This is a genomic window from Wolbachia endosymbiont (group B) of Hofmannophila pseudospretella, from assembly GCF_964028515.1.
Taxonomy (GTDB): Bacteria; Pseudomonadota; Alphaproteobacteria; order Rickettsiales; family Anaplasmataceae; genus Wolbachia.
Genome location: NZ_OZ034788.1, coordinates 873,667 through 892,736 on the forward strand (window position 1 = coordinate 873,667; position 19,070 = coordinate 892,736).

The 19,070-nt window shown below is 33.8% G+C and carries 21 protein-coding genes; 8 read left to right on the forward strand and 13 right to left on the reverse strand.

Annotation, left to right across the window (positions count from 1 at the left end):
- Window positions 1-99: 99 nt before the first annotated feature.
- Entirely contained in the window at window positions 100-528 is a 429-nt protein-coding gene (locus ABWU24_RS04090; protein WP_015588238.1) for a hypothetical protein, read from the forward strand.
- 128 nt (window positions 529-656) lie between these two features.
- Entirely contained in the window at window positions 657-2,573 is a 1,917-nt protein-coding gene (locus tag ABWU24_RS04095) for an ATP-dependent helicase (protein WP_015588237.1), read from the forward strand.
- A gap of 43 nt (window positions 2,574-2,616) precedes the next feature.
- On the opposite strand, the gene ABWU24_RS04100 is transcribed toward ABWU24_RS04095, so the two are convergent.
- Together ABWU24_RS04100 and ABWU24_RS04105 are read right to left on the reverse strand one after the other, a co-directional pair.
- Window positions 2,617-3,372, reverse strand: a complete 756-nt coding sequence (locus ABWU24_RS04100; protein WP_015588236.1) for an alpha/beta hydrolase — start codon at window positions 3,370-3,372, stop codon at window positions 2,617-2,619.
- A 1-nt stretch (window position 3,373) separates the two neighbouring features.
- Window positions 3,374-3,898, reverse strand: a complete 525-nt coding sequence (locus ABWU24_RS04105) for a c-type cytochrome (protein ID WP_015588235.1) — start codon at window positions 3,896-3,898, stop codon at window positions 3,374-3,376.
- 292 nt (window positions 3,899-4,190) lie between these two features.
- Between ABWU24_RS04105 and ruvA the strand changes: the two genes are divergently transcribed.
- From ruvA to ABWU24_RS04120, 3 genes are all read left to right on the forward strand, one after another.
- Window positions 4,191-4,763 carry a Holliday junction branch migration protein RuvA gene (ruvA, locus tag ABWU24_RS04110; protein WP_015588234.1) on the forward strand — a complete coding sequence of 191 codons (573 nt, stop codon included), beginning with the start codon at window positions 4,191-4,193 and terminating at the stop codon, window positions 4,761-4,763.
- The gene (ruvB, locus tag ABWU24_RS04115; RefSeq protein ID WP_341815624.1) at window positions 4,760-5,749 is read left to right on the forward strand and encodes a Holliday junction branch migration DNA helicase RuvB; all 990 of its coding nucleotides are present in this window, start codon (window positions 4,760-4,762) and stop codon (window positions 5,747-5,749) included. The genes ruvA and ruvB overlap by 4 nt, the downstream gene beginning before the upstream one ends.
- A gap of 268 nt (window positions 5,750-6,017) precedes the next feature.
- A complete protein-coding gene (locus tag ABWU24_RS04120; RefSeq protein WP_341815625.1) occupies window positions 6,018-7,238 on the forward strand; it encodes a hypothetical protein in 1,221 nt (406 codons plus the stop codon).
- Window positions 7,239-7,794: 556 nt separating this feature from the next.
- Here ABWU24_RS04120 and ABWU24_RS04130 read toward each other — a convergent pair.
- Window positions 7,795-8,088, reverse strand: coding sequence for a GIY-YIG nuclease family protein (locus tag ABWU24_RS04130; RefSeq protein ID WP_015588231.1), 294 nt, complete (start codon window positions 8,086-8,088; stop codon window positions 7,795-7,797).
- Between the two features lie 384 nt (window positions 8,089-8,472).
- Here ABWU24_RS04130 and ABWU24_RS04135 point away from each other — a divergent pair, with 384 nt between their 5' ends.
- Together ABWU24_RS04135 and ABWU24_RS04140 are read left to right on the forward strand one after the other, a co-directional pair.
- Window positions 8,473-8,652, forward strand: coding sequence for a hypothetical protein (locus ABWU24_RS04135; protein ID WP_341815626.1), 180 nt, complete (start codon window positions 8,473-8,475; stop codon window positions 8,650-8,652).
- A gap of 26 nt (window positions 8,653-8,678) precedes the next feature.
- Complete coding sequence (locus tag ABWU24_RS04140; protein ID WP_353274493.1) at window positions 8,679-10,094, forward strand: hypothetical protein; 1,416 nt, start codon at window positions 8,679-8,681, stop codon at window positions 10,092-10,094.
- Window positions 10,095-10,138: 44 nt separating this feature from the next.
- Here ABWU24_RS04140 and ABWU24_RS04145 read toward each other — a convergent pair whose 3' ends face one another.
- From ABWU24_RS04145 to ABWU24_RS04190, 10 genes are all read right to left on the reverse strand, one after another.
- The gene (locus tag ABWU24_RS04145) at window positions 10,139-11,380 is read right to left on the reverse strand and encodes a citrate synthase (protein WP_353274782.1); all 1,242 of its coding nucleotides are present in this window, start codon (window positions 11,378-11,380) and stop codon (window positions 10,139-10,141) included.
- Window positions 11,381-11,459: 79 nt separating this feature from the next.
- Window positions 11,460-11,729, reverse strand: coding sequence for a 30S ribosomal protein S20 (gene rpsT / locus ABWU24_RS04150; RefSeq protein ID WP_015588228.1), 270 nt, complete (start codon window positions 11,727-11,729; stop codon window positions 11,460-11,462).
- A 43-nt stretch (window positions 11,730-11,772) separates the two neighbouring features.
- Window positions 11,773-12,498, reverse strand: coding sequence for a lysophospholipid acyltransferase family protein (locus tag ABWU24_RS04155; RefSeq protein ID WP_341815629.1), 726 nt, complete (start codon window positions 12,496-12,498; stop codon window positions 11,773-11,775).
- A gap of 56 nt (window positions 12,499-12,554) precedes the next feature.
- Entirely contained in the window at window positions 12,555-13,541 is a 987-nt protein-coding gene (locus tag ABWU24_RS04160; RefSeq protein WP_353274495.1) for a site-specific tyrosine recombinase, read from the reverse strand.
- Window positions 13,542-13,912: 371 nt separating this feature from the next.
- The gene (locus ABWU24_RS04165) at window positions 13,913-14,548 is read right to left on the reverse strand and encodes a DnaA ATPase domain-containing protein (protein ID WP_341815631.1); all 636 of its coding nucleotides are present in this window, start codon (window positions 14,546-14,548) and stop codon (window positions 13,913-13,915) included.
- Window positions 14,549-14,566: 18 nt separating this feature from the next.
- The gene (locus ABWU24_RS04170; protein WP_167470140.1) at window positions 14,567-14,728 is read right to left on the reverse strand and encodes a hypothetical protein; all 162 of its coding nucleotides are present in this window, start codon (window positions 14,726-14,728) and stop codon (window positions 14,567-14,569) included.
- The gene (gene ltrA / locus ABWU24_RS04175) at window positions 14,725-16,272 is read right to left on the reverse strand and encodes a group II intron reverse transcriptase/maturase (protein ID WP_264330863.1); all 1,548 of its coding nucleotides are present in this window, start codon (window positions 16,270-16,272) and stop codon (window positions 14,725-14,727) included. Before ltrA ends, ABWU24_RS04170 begins: the two co-directional genes overlap by 4 nt.
- Window positions 16,273-16,708: 436 nt before the next feature.
- The gene (locus ABWU24_RS04180; protein ID WP_012481961.1) at window positions 16,709-16,909 is read right to left on the reverse strand and encodes a hypothetical protein; all 201 of its coding nucleotides are present in this window, start codon (window positions 16,907-16,909) and stop codon (window positions 16,709-16,711) included.
- 53 nt (window positions 16,910-16,962) lie between these two features.
- On the reverse strand, window positions 16,963-18,036 hold the full coding sequence (locus ABWU24_RS04185) for an AI-2E family transporter (protein WP_015588126.1): 1,074 nt from the start codon (window positions 18,034-18,036) through the stop codon (window positions 16,963-16,965).
- Between the two features lie 49 nt (window positions 18,037-18,085).
- The gene (locus ABWU24_RS04190; protein WP_341815632.1) at window positions 18,086-18,655 is read right to left on the reverse strand and encodes an alpha/beta hydrolase; all 570 of its coding nucleotides are present in this window, start codon (window positions 18,653-18,655) and stop codon (window positions 18,086-18,088) included.
- Between ABWU24_RS04190 and ABWU24_RS04195 the strand changes: the two genes are divergently transcribed.
- Window positions 18,654-18,800, forward strand: a complete 147-nt coding sequence (locus ABWU24_RS04195; protein WP_341815633.1) for a hypothetical protein — start codon at window positions 18,654-18,656, stop codon at window positions 18,798-18,800. The two genes, ABWU24_RS04190 and ABWU24_RS04195, sit on opposite strands and share 2 nt — an antisense overlap.
- The last annotated feature ends 270 nt before the right edge of the window (window positions 18,801-19,070 follow it).

Sequence of the window (19,070 nt, forward strand, 5' to 3'; positions counted from 1 at the left end):
CTACAAGCTTCAGCTCCTCAGTAATGCAATAAACACTCTTGACAATCTTGATTTATTAATATATAATGTATACATATTAATAGTCAGCGATAGCTCAAAATGTACAACATATTTGGTTATTTCAAAAGCAACAATAGTTCTAACGCACAAAGTAGCAGATTAAATGGAGAAAGTTATCAATACACCACAAGAGACTATATGACAATTTACTTTAATAACACATTAGCAAGTTTCAGTAGATCATTGAGAGAATTTAAAGAAAAAGCATATGGATTTATATATGATATTGGAGCTTGGTTGAAAGAAACATATGAAAATCTCACTGAACGACCTGCAATGTGTAATCACTATACCCCAAAGGAAAAACTCCTTGTTGAAGTTGAAGAAGTAGAAATGAAGGAGCTAAACCGTACATATAAGCCATTCCAAACTCCACCTATTCATCCAACAAGCAGAAGCTCTAGTGCCAATACCTCAAATCAAGTTGTTGTTACTCGACATACACCTGAAGCTACTAAAACAAGATAGATAAAAAACCTACGTTTAAATATGTAGTACTTGAGTGAAGCATTCTTTAAACTGTTCTATTCAATAAAATCTTTACAATATTTGGATCATAGGTTTAACTTTACGAAGTTATAGTCTATAGGGCTTCAATGAACGATTATCTCTCACTGCTAAATCCAGAGCAACAATTAGCTGTAACTAACGTGAATGGACCAGTTTTGATACTAGCAGGAGCCGGAACAGGAAAAACAAGAACGATCACTTCAAGGATAGCGCACATAATTCGAAATGGCTATGCTTACTCTGATGAGATCTTAGCAGTTACATTTACAAATAAAGCAGCAAATGAGATGGTATCAAGAGTGCTTGAGCTAACGGGTACAAACATACCATGGCTTGGCACTTTCCATGCAATTGCAGCGAAAATTTTACGTCATCATGCTGAAATTGTAGGCTTAAATTGCAATTTTACAATTATTGGTGTGGATGATCAATTACAGGTAATAAAAAATATTATTAATGAAATAAGCCCTGATTACCTATCAGAAAAATGTAAGACCATTATGAATATCATCCAGCAGTGGAAAGAGAAGTGTTTATTGCCGTCTGAAGTGGAAGATGTTCAATCATTTAGGCCAGTTTACGTAACTGCACTCAAAGTCTATTACCAGTATCAGGAAAGGTTAAAATTCCTTAACTCTGTCGATTTTGGTGACTTATTGTTATATAACATACAACTTTTTAATAAAAAGACTGAGGTTCTATCTTACTACCAAAACAAGTTTAAGTATGTCATGGTAGATGAGTATCAAGATACAAATGCAATACAATATCTTTGGCTAAAATACCTTGCAAAAGAGCATTCAAATATTTGCTGTGTAGGAGATGATGACCAGTCGATATACAGTTGGCGTGGTGCAGAAGTTGAAAATATTTTGAAATTTTCCGATGATTTTAAAAATGCAAAAACCTTTAAACTGGAGTGTAACTACAGGTCAACATCCCACATACTTGCAACTGCGTCATATGTTATCAATCACAATAAGACTCGCTTAGAAAAAAAATTGTGGACAACAAACGTTGAAGGGGAAAAGGTAAATCTAATAAAATTATGGGACGGAAAAGCTGAAGCAAGGTTCATAAGCGAACAGATATTAAAGCTCAATAAATACAGATTTAGTGACATTGCAGTGCTGGTAAGGGCGACTTTTCAGACTAGAGTTCTGGAAGAGTATTTTATAAAATATTCAATTCCCTACAAGATTATAAGTGGTGTAAAATTCTACGAACGTCAGGAAGTCAGGGATATAATTGCATATTTAAGATTCGTTACAAACAATAACGATGACTTAGCTTTCGAAAGGATCGTAAATCGGCCAAAAAGAAGCATAGGAGCTACAACTCTAAAGAAAATATACACGACTGCTCAGGATAACAAAATTTCTTTTTTTGAGGCAGCAAAAATATTGGTTAATAGTGATCAAGTAACCGAAAGAATTAAACTCTCACTAAATGATTTTTTAAATAAAATTAAAGCTTGGGAAGAAATAGTAAGTGTAAAACCACTGCATGAATTCGTTAAAATCGTAGCAAACCAATCAGGGTATATTGAAATGCTTGAAAATGAGGAGGTAACAGGCTTAGTACGAATAGAAAATGTCAAGGAGCTCATCTCATCTTTAAAAAATTTCGATAATGCCACAACTTTCTTGGAGCATATAAGTCTAGTGATGGAAGTGGATAATATGAATAACGATGACACCGTATATGTTATGACTCTTCATGCAGCCAAAGGACTTGAATTCCCGTGCGTGTTTCTACCTGGTTGGGAAGAGGGATTATTTCCTCATCAAAGATCTTTTGAAGATAAAAGTGGTAAAGCTTTAGAAGAAGAAAGGAGACTTGCATATGTTGGCATAACCAGGGCAAAGGAAAGGTTAATCATTTCATGTGCAGACAGAAGGGAAATGAATAACCAATGGCAACCAATGTACACTTCTCGATTCATCAAAGAGTTGCCAAGGGAAAATGTTGAGGTCATTAAGAGTAACATTGCTTACTGCTGAAGCTATAATTCCAGATAAACATACCTTGCAAATCTGAGCTACTTCAATTATATATTTCTTCTGGTAAAAATTCTCTGATGGTCTTAAATAAAATTTTCAGTGAATAATTATCAGACATATTGTGCTCTGCTGATTTTATTAAGTGTACTTCAACGTCTGTTGATTTGATTTTTTTAGCTAAATTTAATGAAATTTGATAAGGAATATCTCTATCGTTAATGCTGTGCAATAAACGCACAGGACAGTTTATATCTATTGTTTCTTGATTTAAAAGGAGATTCTTTCTGCCATCCTCGATCAAATTTTTAGTTATTTTGTATGCGCAGTGCCCTGAAGTAAAATCTATTACACCTTTAGAACACAGCTCTTCTTTTTGCCTACCCGACAATTGATTAAATATTAAATCTTCAGTGAAGTCAGGAGCAGACGATATACCAATTAGCGCTGCAGTTTTTTCTGGAAATTGAAGGGCAGTGAGCAGCATCAGCCATCCCCCCATACTTGAGCCTATAATTATTTGTTTGCTGCTAGTTAATTCGCTTATCACTTTAGCACAATTTTTTTGCCAATCACTTATTGTATAATCAGCGAAGTCACCGCTTGAATTACCGTGGCCAAAATAATCAAAGAGCACAAGTGCTACATCATTTTCTTGGCAAAATTTGTAAATGGCAGTTGCTTTAGTTCCATCCATATTGGATGCAAAACCACCAAAAAAAACTATGGAAGCTTTATTTCCTTGTAGCTTTCGATATGCTATATGGTCATTACTTCCATTAAGTAATTTACAATAATTCATACTACTTTGGCAAGGCAACCGGACTATCGCTCATCGAACGCAAATAGCTGACTAGATCTGCAATTTCTTGTGGATTGGAAATGCCTGCAAATGCCATACGTGTACCTTTTATATAGGCTTTTGGATTTTTTAAAAAAGTAAATAATTCTTCATATCCCCATTTTCCACCTTTTTCAAGCAGTGCTTTTGAGTAATTGAATGAACTGTGAAGATGGGCCTTTTTATTTTCAACTACGTTCCACAAGTTTGGTCCTACTTTATTCATTCCACCTTTCTCAAAACTGTGGCAAGCTATACATTTTTTTGCTGCTGACTTCCCCTTTTCAAAGCTAGCATTTTGCATGAGCTCCCCAATATCAAGTGCCACTTGTTCAATCTTTTGCTGAGGTTCATTGCTGGCTGCTACTATTGTTTGGTGTTCAATTTTATAATCCTCTGGGTTATAGAGCATATCAACTACATTACTAACTATCATAATTATTAATCCAGAAAGTAAAATCGATGCTGCAATCTTATTAAGCTCCATAGTTAATTCTTATCAAGTAATGTTACTTAAATTATGCAAATATTTTTGCAAACAGCAAACAATTACCTTTATTTTGCCAAAGATAGAAATTTCTATTACTTAGTTAATAGACCGCAATTCTGCTGCTGAAGTAACTCCGTGGTCCAGTCACATACTGGTCCGGAATAATATATTCAAATAGATTTCCTGCAAACCTGTCTACAATGATTGAAACTGGAATCACTTCTATAATGTTCGTTTGCTTGACCTAAGATTCAGGAGCATTTAAACTGAATTTTATAAAGTACTAAAAATGATAGGAAATCTAAGAGGAATAGTTGATGAGGTGTGTAGCGATCACATAATCCTGAATGTGAATGATGTTGGCTACATAGTATATCTTTCAGCCAAAACTTTAAGTGCTTGTTCGATTGGAAGTAGAGTAAAATTACTTATCGACACTTATGTAAATAGCAGAGAAAACGTTACTCAGCTATATGGCTTTATAAGTAAAGAAGAACAGCAGTGTCTGCGTTTATTAGTTAAAGTGAGCGGTGTCAGCTATAAAACCGCAATGTCAATTTTGAGCAAATTAACTCCAGAGCAACTGTTTTTGGCAATTATAAATGAGGATAAACTAGCACTTAAGGTGAGTGGACTTGGCCTAAAACTCATAAATCGAGTTATTACTGAGCTGAATGGTAAAGTAAGTAAATTAGAGACAAATAACAATCATTTTCACTCAATTAGTGAAGATGCTCTTTCAGCTTTGATCAATCTTGGATATGAAAGAACAAAAGCTTATGATACAATAAAAAAAATAGAAGATGAATCACCAAACTTGGACACTAAAGATATTATTCGTATGGCGCTTAAAACAATATGAAGTCAATATCATGTAGTAAGGAATACTCTGAAGATGTACGTAATTTAAATATCAGGCCTGAGCAACTTGATGATTTTGTCGGGCAAAAAGACTTAATACAAAATTTAAAAGTGTTTATAAATGCTGCACAGACGAGAGCTGAAGCTTTGGATCACGTATTGCTCTATGGTCCTCCAGGGCTTGGTAAAACAACTTTAGCACAAATTGTCTCTAAGGAGTTAAGGGTTAGCTTTCGTGCAACTTCTGGTCCATTGCTTAGTAAAGCTGGGGACTTAGCTTCAGTGCTCACTACTTTAAATGCAAAAGATGTTCTATTTATCGATGAGATCCATAGATTAAATCGTAGCATTGAGGAAGTTTTGTATACTGCTATGGAAGATTTTTGCCTAGATATACTAGTAGGTGAGGGCCCATCTACCAGAACTTTAAGAATAGATTTACCACCATTTACACTGATTGGGGCAACAACACGGCTTGGACTGCTTTCTGCACCGCTGAGGGATCGTTTTGGTATTCCCCTACATCTTGAGTTTTATTCTTTTGAGGAACTGGTTGATATTATAAAAAGAGGTGCAAGAGTTCTTTGTGCTGAAATCGAAAAGGATGCTGTGCAGGAAATTGCCTGCCGTGCCCGCGGTACTCCAAGAATTGCTTTGAGATTACTCAGAAGAATAAGAGATTTTGTTGAAGTAAAAGATGATAAAAAAATTACCCATGAAATCGCCGGTTCTGCACTGTCAAAATTGGGTATAGATAAAATGGGACTAAATAAATTAGATATGGATTATCTAAGATTTTTGTTTAACACCTCAGGACCTGTTGGAATTGACACCATATCTATTGCACTATCTGAAGATGTTGGCAATATTGAAGAAACAGTAGAACCTTATTTAATCAAGGTCAGTTTCGTAAAGCGCACACCAAGAGGACGTGTTTTAACTGATCAAGCAAAGGAATATCTCAGTATTAATTCAGTGGTATGCTAGTATTATACTATATTTTATCACATTGTATAGTATTACACTAAATATTATAATATTCTCTTATTATATGGTTTGCAGGTGTTTTAGAGGCAAATAAGAAAGTCTTCTGTTATAGTGAATATGTTCTTGAAAAATTACGTAATATATGCTAGGCTATATATTGCATAAATGCAAAGATATTAATAGGTTATTGATATTTTTTAAGATTAATACTTATTAAATACTTCATATTGTAAGATTGAGTTATTGTGTTTTATAGACTTAAGATAAAATGGTAAAAAACTTTCTAAACAATTATAGAAACAGTAATTCAATTAATGGAGAAAAAACAATGGAAAATTTTTTAATCAATAACAACGAAGAGGACGGTAGCTCAATCTTCATTAGTCGAATCAGGGAGCAAGATCTCTCTGCAGAGCAGAAGCTCAATGAATTAAAAGGATTCATGGAGGAGCTTGCTAGGAAAGCTGAGCTCAAGAGAATAGAGCTTGAGCGTCAGGCTGCGAGTTGCATTGATGAAACATTATCTCAAGTAGAGCTACAGATAAAAGATAATGAGGATTACTTTACTGATGATAATCAAGGGGTATTCGCAAATTTCTTTGAATCCCTCTTTAATCTTTTTGAAGTAAATGTAGATCCGAAAGTCTACAAAATGCTCAAGGAGAAGAAAGAGAAAAATCTGCTTCTTTCGATAATTAAGTTTTTGCGTGATAAGCTTAAGGAATTAGTTAAAAAGATCTTCAAAAAAGATTTAGACTTAAGCTGGGATAAAAGGCTAGACAAAGAGATAAAAGAATTGCAGGAGAAATTACTCAGTGGTGGATTATCTCCCGAAGAAGAAATAGCAATACTCGAACGTTTGCAAGCGTTGCAAAATTTAAAATTGAAGCTTCAAACTTTTCTCGTGGGCTCAGTCATTGCAATGTTTGCAGAAATTTTTGCAGTTGATTTAGCAGCAGTAGTAGAGCAAGATGTAACTGAGGAAAAAAGAGACAAAAAAGCAGAAAAAGCAGAATCAAAAGAAGTTCATCAAGAAATAGAAACAAAAGTGAATGAAATCACACCAATTTCCCTATTTAATTTTTCATCTCAAGTTCCAATGCCAATTGTTCTAGACAAGCAAGAACGTGCTATTTTACCAAAGCCTATAGAAAAATTAGTAGACACTCTACCTAAATCTGTTATAAGTCACAAAAATAGTGAAGTACAAAAACTGGAGAAAATGAATAAAGAAAAGAAAGAAGCAAAAGAAGGGAAAACTGAAAAACCAAAATTAGCTGTCTGTCCACCTGCTCCACAGCAAAAGGAACACAGGAGAGTTAAAAGATACAGTAATTTAGGTACGAAGGGTAAAAAGCGATCTCCTGAGTGTAATCGTTCAATGAATAATAAGCAAAAGTCTAATGCTGCTGTGGAATTGCCAGGAGGATTAACTGATGATGTGAGAGTTGAAAACCACGCTTCTTCAGTCAAAGAGAGAGGTGTGTAAAGGTTCTCTCTCTTTTTTTCATTCCAGACTGGTTTTTTATCTGGATTCCAGCATCAAGTGCTGGAATGACACCGTCTTGAATGGAAATCAGTGTGTAATGTACCAAAGGGGTGTCATGTGAGTAGTCCCTTCGGTGTCATGCAGTAGCCCCTTTGATGTCATCCCAGTCTGGGATCCAGAGAACTTAGTTTAAAAGAGTTGTTATTTCAGTCTAGGATCCATTTTCTCTTCTAGATTCCAGCATCAAGTGCTGGAATGACATGGCGGAATGTCATCCAAGTAGCTCCTTCGGTGTCATGCGAGCAAGCTCCTTTGGTGTCATCCCAGTGCTTGACACTGGGATCCAGAAATGTTGGATACATAAGGTAATGCTAAGTTGATGAGATTAGGAAAAGAGTGGATCCCAGTGTCAAGCACTGGGATGACAGAAAAATAGACGCTGGAATGACAAGAAAATAGGCACTGGAATCCAGAAGAAAAACTAGTAATGGCGGCATAACATCTTTCTTGGTCTGTTTCGATTACAATATTCATAAAGTTGTGTACTCAGACACTGTCATCCAGACACAATTTCATCATATAAATCTTTCCATTCTTGATTTGTTTTTTCAATTAAGTTTATTTTCCATTTTCTCTGCCAACTTTTCAGGAGTTTTTCTCTACTAATTGCTAAATTTATGTCTTGAAATTCTTCAAAATAGACTAGTTTACAAACATTGTACTTTGACGTAAAACCAGAGATGGCTTTGCTTTTGTGTTCCCAAATTCGTTTAGTCAAATTTGATGTTATACCTATATATAGGGTTCCATTGCGTTCACTTGCAAGTATATAAATATAATAACCTTTCATATATAATAAATAAATTTACTAGATTCCAGTGTCAAGCACTGGAATGACATTGTCTTGAGTGCATAATGCACCAAAGGTTGTGTACCACAAAGGTGTCACACCAATTTTAAAAGGCTGTCATACAAGTAGCCCCTCCGTTGTTATTCCAATGTAGGTCTCTCTCTTGTCATCCCAGTGCCTATTTTCCTGTCATCCCAGTGCTTGACACTGGGATCCAGAAAGCTTAATTTAAAAAGTTGTTATTCCAGCACTTCTTCTCTTGTCATCCCAGTCTGGAATCCAGGAGTATAAAAATGGTGAATAAAATTTATGTAAAAAAACTGCTTGTGCTGACAATTGATTCTTAATATACTCATTACATAATAATTTAATTTAGAGGTTGATATGCATGGCAATAATGATCCAAATAAAAAAGTACCTGATTCAGGGAGAACAAGGATTTATAAAAAAGATTTAGATCCAAAGAGAATAGATAACTTCAGCGATATGATTAAGCGTGAACAAGAACGAATGAAGCAAAATCAATCCAGTAGTAGTAAAAGTGGTCAGGGTAGCAGTAAATAATTATATTAGTTTAGGGGGGTGGCGTTATGCCTAGTACAAATCAAATAAATCGAGAATTAGTAAAAGCGTTTAATAGTGTTCTTCTTTTTGATGAGACTTTTATTACTAATCTCACTGTAGAAGAAGATCATATTGTTCTCTCATTTGATAAAAATATGAATATTGATCAGTGCAGAGAGTACTTGATTAATATGAGAGGGAGTATAGTAGAAGAGTTTTGTGGAAGTGAAAGTGCTGCCGATGATCTTTTTTATACAGACTCTTTTCCTTTTAACTTTAATCAAGGAAAATGGACTACAGATAGTAGCAAACATAGGTTTTCAGTGCCAATTGAAAAAGAAGTAGTTCGTAATCTAAAGTATTTGCTAGCTAATTCACTAGTACAGTTTACAACAAATGTTATTATGGAAAGTTACTCTGATCAAGATTATGTGGATGATAATACACGCGAGGTGAGCTTTGACAGAAAATCCTATTTATACTGTATACGCTTTAAGAATAGAGAATTACAAAATTCTCTTGTAAACTCATTTTCATCAAAGGTGAAAAGTTATAAAAATGGTCCTAAAAAAACTAAGGATTTTTTAGAAGAGAAAGGAAGTGATGTGTATATAAAGAAAGGCTTTTTTGATAATCCTCAATTCATTAAAGACGTAGTAATGGATAAGGTATCTCTGACATATCGTAATCTTGAAATGTCAAGGGACGAAAATGAAACTATTGAGATTCTGAAGTTCGCAATGGTTGATTTAATTCGTAAATCACTTCCGCACCTACCAATTGATTCTGTCTGGCATGCTTCCCATAAAGAAAATGGTGAGCTTTCAATTTTGGCTCCTATTGTTGATTGTGGTGATCATGTAAAGTTTTTGAATGAGAAAGAAGTTGATCATATTAATAATAAGGTGTTTGGTGGTACAAAAGTATTTCGTGATGTAAAAAATGATATTGCAGAAAGAGGTCTTCCAACATATGGTGCCGAACAAATATATGCAATAGATTTTGCTAACCCAGACATTGCTTACTGCGTGATGGATAAGATCACAGAGAGCTCTGTAATCAATAAGGATTATAAACTGTCCATTGATCCTGCGCGTGTGCCAGCTATGAAACCACAAACTCTTGCCCCTTCTGAAAAAGTAAGGATAGATGGACCAAGTGCAGATAGTGGTTTTGGTGGTTCACCTAAGAATTCAGTTATAGGTAAATCACATACTGGAAACTCAAGAAAATTACTTAGGCTCAATTACTATGATGAAGATGCACAAAGAATTAAAGATGATAATTCGGCTAAAGATAGTGGTTTTAGCGATTCTTCAGCACGATCTTTTTCTAATCAGCCCGAACCAACACTTGACCAACCGTCTGTATCACAGTCTGGCCAATGTTCTCCAAAAAAGCGTACATCAATTAGTAAAAAATCAATTTGCTCTATTTTATAGCTAAAGAAAATTAGACTATTTGAGGACGAATTGTGAATGAAAGTTTATTTGCCAAGGTATAGCTGCCTTGGCCTACAAATCTTGGTTTCTTCATCGTTTACCATTTCATACCACTGGGCAACCCAACCAGTGGTTCTTGCAAGTGCAAAAATGGGTGTAAACATACTTGAAGGGATACCGATAGCATTCATTATTATACCTGAGTAAAAATCAACATTTGGATACAACTTACGTGTAATAAAATACTCATCCTTTAAAGCTATTTCTTCAAGTTTTTTTGCAATTTCAAGTAATTCATTGTTTTGCTCTAGTTTGCTTAAAATCTCATGACAAGCATCCTTTAATATAAGCGCGCGCGGATCATAGTTTTTATAAACACGATGTCCAAATCCCATTAGCTTAAATGGATCTTTATCATCTTTAGCTTTCTCAATGAATCTATATACATCTCCACTTTGCTCTATCTCTTTTAGCATATTTATAACTGCCTCATTAGCTCCACCGTGTGCTGGACCCCAAAGTGTAGCAACTCCTGCAGACAGGCTTGCAAATAGATTAGAACCAGCTGACCCTACCAATCTGACAGCTGCTGTAGAAGCATTCTGTTCATGATCAGCATGGAGAGTAAATATTTTATCCAGAGCTTTTACAAAAAGGGTATTATTAACAGCACTGCCAAATACCATATTTAAGAAATTCTCACTATAACTTAATTTATTATTAGCATTTATGAATTTCTGATTGTTGATATGTCTATAAATCATTGCAACAATTGCAGGAACTTTTGCTATTGCAGAAATTCCAAAATCTAAATCTTCACCATTGACATTGTTGCCATGCATTTCATGGTAAGACGCTGACAAATTTGCAAAACATGCAACTAAAATCGACATAGGGTGAGCAGTTTTTGGAAATGCTTTGATTACATTTGTAACTTGCTCTGATACTTTGGATGATTCTTGTATTTTGAGAAGAAATTTTTTGTGTTGCTCTGAACTGGGTAATTCACCATAGAGCAATAAATAAATCACAGCAGTAAAATTATTATTCTCTGCCAAATCAGCTATATTATGTCCCCTATATTTAAGAACTCCTTCATCTCCATCAATGAATGTAATTGTGGAAGGGCATGAAGCTGTAGAAACAAATCCTGGATCGTAAGTGAATAATCCTGTCTTCTTATATAAATCCTTGATATTTAACACGCCAGGACCTATTGTTCCACTTAATACGGGCAGATCAATTTTTGACCCATTACTTAGTTCCAATAATGCTTTTTTATCCATCACTTGAGCTACTTAATTTTATACAGAATATACAAATTGAAGAGTATACATTAATCCGGTTAACCTTACATTAACCATATTATGCTGTCATCAATGCTTTTACTCTTGCATTTAAGCGACTTATTTTACGCGCAGCAGTATTCCTATGAATGACACCTTTATTTACACATTTGTGTAAATTGGATTCAGCATTCCGAAATGCCAAGACAACATTCTCTTTATCACCAGACTTGATTATATCAACTAATCTTCTAATAGCAGTACGAGTTTTGCTTTTTCGCATCTTATTTACTAAAGTACGCTTTGCTATTACCTTCATCATTTTTTTAGCACTCTTATGATTTGCCATATATTAATACCTGTACTTTTCTTTTAATTATAAAGTTTTTTTGTTAATTTGCAATATCAGTTTTTTCTGCAATTAATCTACTACTTCTTTCTTCAATTATTTTTTCTAAACTTTGCAAGAATTCATTTTTGTTTAACCCAGGATATATGGGAGGTAATATTTCTATTACCGCCTTTCCGGGATTCTTTCTCAGAGAAAGTATGCTTTTTGGCCAAAACAAACCAGTGTTTAAAGCAATCGGTAACACAGGAACAGATAATACGCTATATAAAGCAGCAATACCCGATTGATATTTTATATTTTGGTTTATAGTTGTTCTTGTACCTTCAGGAAATATTATTATGCCTCTATTTTCTTTTATACACACTTTTGCTAATTTCATGATATGACGCACAGAACTAATACCATCTGAGCGGTTAATAAAAATCATTTTTAATGCCATGAGATGCAAACCAATGAATGGAATCCATTTCAATTCGCGTTTTAAAATAAAAACTGCTTTTCTAAAGAGTAGTATAAAAATAAATGTTTCAAATGGAGATTGGTGTTTAGATGCAATTATAAAAGGTTGCTTAGGAATGTTTTCCATTCCCCTCACTTCATATTTAATGCCACATAATAAACGCAACATGAATAATACAACTCTCACCGAGCAAACAAGGAAAATGGTTATTACACACTCAGGAAAGCAAATTACAGGGAGAGTAATTAAAGTATAGAATACTTCCCATAATATAAGGAGTAAATTAAACAATAAACTTGCAATCACAAACACACGTAAACTTATTTGAATTTAACTTTACTACAAAACTAAAAGCAATAAGTTTAATTATTGATCATCTGAGTAATAGGATGAGAATCAGCTAATTTGTCCTTTAACTTTTCGTTAGCAATATGAGTATATATTTGTGTTGTAGAAAGATTAGTATGGCCAAGAATTTTTTGTATCAGCACAATATTTGCTCCGCTATTCAGTAGATGGGTAGCAAGAGAATGCCTAATCACATGTGGAGAGATTTTATTTTCATCAATATCGCACTTTCTTGCTAATTCCTTTATTAATTGACCAACTCTTTGCCTTGTAATTGGTTTATTAGGTTTATCACCTGGGAATAGCCAATCAGATTTTTTGTTCTTAGGAAGCAGATTGTCACGAATTGATAAATAATTTTTAAGACTTTGCAATGCTTGTTGATTAAAAAAGATTTGCCTTTCTCTGCCACTTTTTCCCTTTATTATTATGTAGCCTTCCTTACCATTACTGTTTACTAAATGTGATGCTTCACATAACTTCATATTGATTAGTTCAGAAACACGCATCCCGGAAGAGTAAAGAATATCTAAAATTGCACATAGCCTTTTACTGCTTATCTCTTTATTCGATCCGCTTGCTGATTTTTTTGCTGTTTCCATAAGCAAAAATATTTCTTGAACACTTAAATACTTAGGCAAAGGACGGGAAACTTTTGGATTTCTTAATTCATTATCATTAGCCGGTGCTGGATTAAAATCTATTATTCCATCATTGAATAGGCACTTATAGAAATTTTTGATAGCAGATATTTTTCTTGATATAGAGCTAGTTTTATATTTCTTTTGTGTACGTAAAAAGTTTACATAATCTTTAATATTAGCTTTACTTGCACCAACTAAGGTAGTGCCTCCTTCTAATAAAAATTTTTCAAGTTGGTGTAAATCTGAACGATAACTTTCCAAAGTATTTTGTGTAGAGGATTTTTCGGAAACCAAAGTATCTATGTAATACGTTATGTAAAGATCCTCTTTTTTATTTTGTGGTTGTTTATTTTTCATTATCAGCTCCTATATTTATTTCTTTGACTATAATTTGATTGAAAGTATTTTTTGTGTTTTTTATAAGAAAATATGAGATAAATAAAACATTTATCAATAAAGTAAATACTACAAACCTTTGTTTTAACCTTTTCTTTAAATTTGATCTTATTTTTACCATATTTCAATTATAACATCAAATCTATAAAAAACATCCTGTAAAGTAAGTTTTACTATCATATAAAATATCCCTTAGCTATGTCTGTTTATGCTTATTACATCATAGTATTTATTGTAATTTTAACATAAAGAGATAGTGATTTCAACTTCATTATTGTATGGGTATTAATAAATCTTTAATATATATAACAAATGTCTTGCAGCAGAAGGAATCACTTGGGACTTTTTTTTAATAAAGTGTTAATAAAAGGAATGGTTACATTTGATCCTATGGATTCACTATCTATTTTTTCTATAATTTTATTAATGCTGTGGAAAGAACGTTCTATTCTTGCTAGAATATAATTAATCAATTTTAAATCAATTTTTAACTGTTTATCTGAAAATCGTTTTATTAGCATAATTCTTAATAATTCCTCACTTGCAGGCAAAATTTTTACGCTGGTAGTTGACAATATTCGGGAGCTTAAATCTCTTAGTTTGAAGTTAAGCTTTTTTGGTGAAATTGAAGAAGTGATTAGCAGTCTCTTATCATTTTCTTTCATATAATTATAACAATGTAACAACATTTCCTCATCTTTAATGTTTTGTACATCCTCTAAAATAAACGCATCGCTATACCTAATTTCGCTTGCAAAATTATTCACATTGATAAAAATTGCATTGTTTATTGATTGCCAAATATGAGCAAGGTGAGTTTTTCCAGAGCTGTTAGGTCCAAAAAGAATCAGGCATTTCCAAGATAAATCGTTAACTATTGAGTTATATACGTGCTTATTTTCGTCTAAGGTGATATAGTTTTGCCAGCAATAATCAACTTGATTATTGCTAAATAAATTTAATTGCACGTAAAGCCTCTGACACTTCTACTTTTTGATAATAATTTTTGCATAAGAATTTACTTGGTCAGGTAAGGAAGCAGTATTACTACTACCCCCTCCCTTAGAAACGCAGCATGCAGGTTTCCCAACACTACGCTTGAGCCCCTTATCTAAGTTCTTCTTTTCTAGAACCGGCTTGTCCTTCATGATTCCTCAGGAAACATCATTCTTAATGGTGACACCAACAGTAGAGAACCTTCTCTTGAGAAAGAGCTTGCTAACATTCTTGTTCGTTTCACTCTCTCATCAAAATACTTTTTCCATTTTAAGTCAAGGGGATTTGCATCCGCTCTGATTTTAACATGTCGTCTGATAGGTATATCAATCAGCTTAAGCAGTCTTAAATACCGTATCTCTTTTGGTTTGTTCTTGCATAGGGGTGCAGCAAAAACCCATTGGCGTTGACCCATTACTTTGAAGTAACGATTCTTTATCCAACGTAATCCTTTACGAGGATGTCTTTTCTTTGCCCATTTCCATAAACTATGCCAAATTTCATTGTCGATCTTTCTAAACGCTTTTTTAGCACACACATGGTGATAGTAATTTCCCCATCCTCTCAGTAGAGAGTTGAGTGACTTAATTACTATAGCCTGAGTGTTCGCTATATTTGCTTTTATCAATGTACGTGCTTTATTAAGAAGTCTTTTAATACTTTCTTTCGAAGGTTTAATAATTAACTTCTTATTATATCTACGTACATTACAACCAAGAAAGTCAAACCCTGTTGTGATAGATGTAATCTTTGTCTTCTCTTCTGACAGAATTAAACCTCGCTCATGAAGAAAAGATGATACTAAAGGCTTAACTTCCTTTTCCAGTACTTCATGTGTGAAACCTGAAATAATAAAGTCGTCTGCGTATCTGATTACATTCACTCCACTTCTGATTTTGTTTCTTTTTCTACTGCCGAGTTTACCAAATCGACTTTCCAATAACTTTTCAAGTCCGTTTAAGGCTAAATTGGCTAGTATTGGAGAAATTATACCACCTTGCGGGGTACCTGCAGTTGTGGGATACAGAGTTTTTGATTCTAGGAAGCCAGCTTTTAACCAACTATGCAGAATTTTTTTCTCCATAGGAATATGCTTCATAAGCCATTCATGATTAATGTTGTCAAAGCATCCTTTGATATCACCTTCAAGTATCCATTGTAGTTGATTACGACTTGCCAGTAACAAATGACAAGCTACTGTAGCATCTGCACAGGATCTTTTAGGTCTAAAGCCATAGGAGTGACGATCACTGATCGTTTCAGCTATCGGTTCCAGAGCAAACAGATATAATGCTTGCATGGCTCTATCTTTTATCGTGGGTATTCCAAGAGGTCTTCTTTTGCCATTAGATTTACTGATATAAATCCGTTTTAGCGGAGAAGGTTTATATCCTCTTTGCTTTAACTGCTTTATTCCTTGAAATTTAGCATTGCAAGTTGACCATAGTTGACGATCTACACCCGCTGTGTTTTTTCCTTGGTTTTCAGTTACTCTCTTAACAGCCAAAGCTTTTCCGCTAAAAGAGCGTGTGAGAAGATGTTGTAAAGTTTTTACCTTACCCCATCTTCCTTCTTGGACAGCCTTAACAATACGTCTTTGTAGCCTCACAATAACTTTCTGGCATTTCTTCCATGGCAACTGCTTCCATGCTTCAAAGCTTTTGGTAGATGCACTTACAGGTTTACTTGTAATCATCTGCTTTCCTACCTTAAGTGGTTAACAAAGTTTCTTGTCACGAGGGACCAAACGGAAGTCTGCTCGTTTTCACGCGAATTAATGTTACAAATTCTATCCATTTCGTTACAAAATGGCATTCGCTTTCTCCATTCTCCTTTACCTGCACTTCCATCAGCATTCCTTGCGGTTTGCTTGCCATGTAGGCGAAAATACAGGCTTACCCTGTTTCTCCAGTCATACAATAGTGGGTTAGGTGGCTTCTCTATACCGGTGGAGTTATTATTTGCGTACATCTAGAAATGAAAAAATGTAACTTATCCACATTACCTTTTGGTCAGAGCTTATCAGCATCTTTAGCTCTTTCATCGTATCGGTACTTATAAAGCTTCACTTACGTTCACCATACCACTAGCCTAGCCCTCCAACCACATGATGCTTGCAGTTTATGCCCCTCTCACGATTGAGCATCTTCTTTTTCAAGAGGAGGTTCATTGTCCGCATCGCTTGGCACCAACCGGTTGCCCGATTCGCACTGATGCGTAGACTCAGACGGCAAAACATCTGGTTTAATAAGTTTTAGAATCCTTTCAGTTTCTTTCTGAATGAATTCCTCTCCTTTTAAACAATATGACCGAAGACTTTCAGGTCGCACCATTTCTCAAATGTATCAGAGATCCTTTTTCTTTTTATCGTGAACTAAAAGGTTCATTAGCCATTTTTATAAAGCTCACTTTCAAAATATTTATTAACTGTATATTCTACTAACACACTGAACATTGCTATTATTGGAATAAAAAATAATATACCTATAAACCCAAAATATGAGGTGCATATGACAACTCCCAAAATAATGATAGTTGGATGTATATGAACTTTTTTTCCTATTAATAAAGGCACTAATATGCTTGAGTCTATTAATTGACCAACACTAAATAACAGCAAGACAGCAGCACTTTCAAACCATCCACTAAATTGAGTAATGGCGCTCAAAAATCCGATAATAGTGTATAATAATGGCCCTATATAGGGTATAAATGTTAATGTTCCTGATAAAATTCCAATAGCTACAGAATGCTTCAGCCCAATTATGCTAAGGCCCACGGAGTAAAAGATCATCATAACTATACATACGTTTAGCTGTCCCTTTAGGTAATTAGATATAATGAAATCTACTTTGGAAAAATAACCTGCAGCTTTTTCTCTGTAGAGAATGGGAATTAGTTTACTAACCTTTTCTACAATTGAAGGCCAATCACGTAATACATAAAAAAACACCATAAGCGTAATAGCTATTAATGATACCATGTAAATCAAACTAAAGCTTGAACTTAGCACTTGAATTATAAGATTACTGCCCATGCTAAGAGCATTTATAAAATAAGATATATAATCACTGTAATTTTCTACTAGATTTTTAGACAAGTGATCAAATAAACTATCTTCAGTTTTTATATTAAGAAATTCTAGCATAGAAGGAATCACTTTAAGCTTTAATGAAGGTATCTTATTCACTAAGAAATTTAATATTAAAGTAATTTGAAAATATATAATAGGTAAAACAAATGTAATAACTAATATAAAAGCTATCAATAAGGCAAGTGTTATAAAAACTACAGAACATGAACGCGGTATTCTGTATTTTTCAAACTTGGTTACTAGAGGGTTAAACAAATGTGCAACAAAAACGGATATTAGACACGGAACAATCATAGGACGCATCAAAAATAATGCTCCTATTATAAAAAGTAGTACACAACAAATAGTTATATGACGTTTTTGCATATGTCTAACATAGTCGATTTACCAAAAAATATACAGTTTTTTGTAAATACTATCTATTCATTGTTTTATTAAGTATTAGATCAGCTAAATTTTCATCCAATTCCCAACCAGATAAAACTCCGTTGTGCGGGTCATATTCAAAGCTTTTCAAATTAACGATTTTGGTCAAATTCATATTTAATGATTGATTATCTTCTAGTCCTTTTGCTAATTGTGCAGGATATGGTATTAAGGTGTCTCTTTCATGATTAATGACCACTATTGATATATTATTATTTTGTAGCTTTTGTATATTGCTTACTATATCAAAGTCTAAATTTAGGACCTTAAGCATTTTTTTTAACAAACAAGAGGGTAGTATGCTTAGAGTTTTTGTCTGAGGAATTGGAAAATGCTTTATTGCCTTGTGAAAAGAGCTGAAAGTGCTGGTAAAAATAATACCTCCGAGTTTAATATCTCTGTCTGTAAAATATTTCAGCACTTCTGATGCAATTGCTCCTCCAAAGGAATGGCTGAGAAGTATAATGTTTTCAGGCTTCACACCATTGTCAATTAATTTACTGATTTCTTTTATTGAAGGCTGAGACAAGCTTTGATTCTTATTTATAAACGGAATCATGAGTGGTGGTACAGATAAAAAGATGCAAGTTAAAGCTGCTAAGATGGCTAAACTTGCTGTCCTAGATGTCATTGGATTAGTAAGTAATATTAAAGTTGGTAATAGTATTGATGTTCCTAGAAACAAGAAACTAGCTATTGCGTAAGTTATATAGTTTTGAAATGCAATTGGGTATTTATGTGCATGAGTGTGAAAATTAGACCTATGGAGATATGTAGATCTATCTTGTATATACCTGGACGCATTTTTATAATTATCACCTATTCCATGAAAAAATATAAGATGTATCTCATTTTCTTTATTATACTTAGCAACGTGCATTATTTCCCTCTAACATATATTACACCTAGTAAAAGAATATTCCTTTTTGAGAATTAGATCAAACTTTTTTAAAATGCTAGATAACTTATATTAA